Source organism: Streptomyces sparsus, from assembly GCF_054776295.1.
This window is the reverse complement of sequence record NZ_BAAHCA010000994.1, coordinates 1-1693: the sequence shown is the minus strand read 5'-3', so window position 1 is coordinate 1693 and position 1693 is coordinate 1. Positions and strand designations below refer to the sequence as shown.

2 protein-coding genes are annotated in these 1693 nt (G+C 74.7%); both read left to right on the top strand.

The window, feature by feature from the left end:
• Window positions 1-826: SDR family NAD(P)-dependent oxidoreductase (locus tag ACYVE9_RS25700; protein ID WP_461030289.1), on the top strand; the 826-nt coding region annotated here is incomplete at its 5' end.
• Window positions 827-856: 30 nt separating this feature from the next.
• The coding region (locus ACYVE9_RS25695; RefSeq protein ID WP_461030288.1) for a MerR family transcriptional regulator at window positions 857-1693 on the top strand (837 nt) is incomplete at its 3' end.

The window sequence follows — 1693 nt, the reverse complement described above, 5'->3', positions numbered from 1 at the left end:
CGCGGACCGCTTCGGCGGCCGGCTCGTCCTGGTCACGGGGGCGGCCGGAGGCATCGGACGCGCCGTGGCGTTCGCCTTCGCGGAGGCCGGTGCCCGCGTCGTCGCCGTGGACCGGGACGCCGAGGGAGCCGCCCGAACCGCAGAACTGGCCCGGCTGGCCGGTGCGCCCGGGGCGTGGGCGGAGACGGTGGACGTCTCCGACGAGCACGCCATGCGGCAGCTCTCCGAGCGGGTCGCCACCGAACACGGCGTGGTGGACGTCCTGGTGAACAACGCCGGCACAGGCCTGTCGGGCACCTTTCTCGACACGGCCACCGAGGACTGGCGCTCTGTGCTCGACGTCAACCTGTGGGGCGTCATCCACGGGTGCCGGCTGTTCGGACGGCAGATGGCCGAGCGCGGCCAGGGCGGCCACATCGTCAACACCGCGTCCGCCGCCGCCTTTCTCCCGTCCCGGCTGCTGCCCGCCTACAGCACCTCCAAGGCTGCGGTGCTCATGCTCAGCGAGTGCCTGCGGGCGGAGCTCGCCGAACAGGACATCGGGGTGTCGGTGATATGCCCGGGCCTCGTCAACACCCGCATCACCACCAGCAGCCGCTTCGTAGGGGTGGACGAGGAGGAGCAGGAACGCCGGCGGCAGTGGGCGGCGCGTCTCCACGGCCGGCGGAACTACCCGCCGGAGAAGGTCGCCGCCGCGGTCCTGCGGGCCGTCGTCCGCAACGAGGCGGTCGTCCCGGTCACACCCGAGGCCCGCGGGGTGCGCCTGCTCGGCCGGCTCTCGCCACGGGCCGTCCGCGGCCTGGGCCGACTGCGGCCACCCGGCTAGACCCCACCAGGAAACGAGAGGCGGACGACCGTGCCCCCACCCACCGAGTACCGGATCGAGGAGCTCGCCCGGCACAGCGGCTCCACCGTGCGCACCATCCGGGCCTATCAGGACCGCGGCCTGCTCCCCCGCCCGGGGCGCCGCGGCCGGGCCAACGTCTACGACGCCGGCCATCTCGCCAGGCTGCGGCAGATCGCGGACCTGCTGGAACGCGGATACACCCTGGCCAGCATCAAGGAGCTGCTGGACGCCTGGGACTCCGGCCGCGGCCTGGGCAAGGTGCTGGGGCTCGTCGCGGAGGTGGACGGGCCGTGGACGAGCGAGGCACCGGACCGGCTGAGCCGGGCGGAACTGGACGCCCGCTTCGGCGGGCGCCCCGACGACGCCGCCGTCGCGGAGGCGGTGGACCTCGGCGTCATCGAACCGCTCCCCGGCCGCACCGACGAGTTCCTGGTGCCCAGCCCGCAGGAGTTGCAGGTCGCCGTCGAGCTGCACGCCGCGGGTGTCCCACTGGGCGCCGTCACCGGGCACCTGCGGGAGCTGCGCGGCCAGGTCGAGCACATCGCCACCCGCTTCCTGGACTTCACCAGCGAGCACGTGTTCGCCCGCTACCTCGACCACACCCCGACGGAGGCCGACGCCACCGAGGCCACCGAACTGGTCCGCAGGCTGCGTCCGCTGGCCCAGCAGAGCGTCGACGCGGAACTCGCCCGCGCCATGCGCACGTTGGCCGCCCGCCACCTACGGGAGCAGCTCAGCGCCGCGCTGGGAGCGGAACCGGCCCCCACCCGTCGCGAAGCGCCGTCGGCCGAGCTCCCCGTCCCCCGCCCGGCAGCGCCCGAGCAACACGTCGCCCTGCCCGCGGCG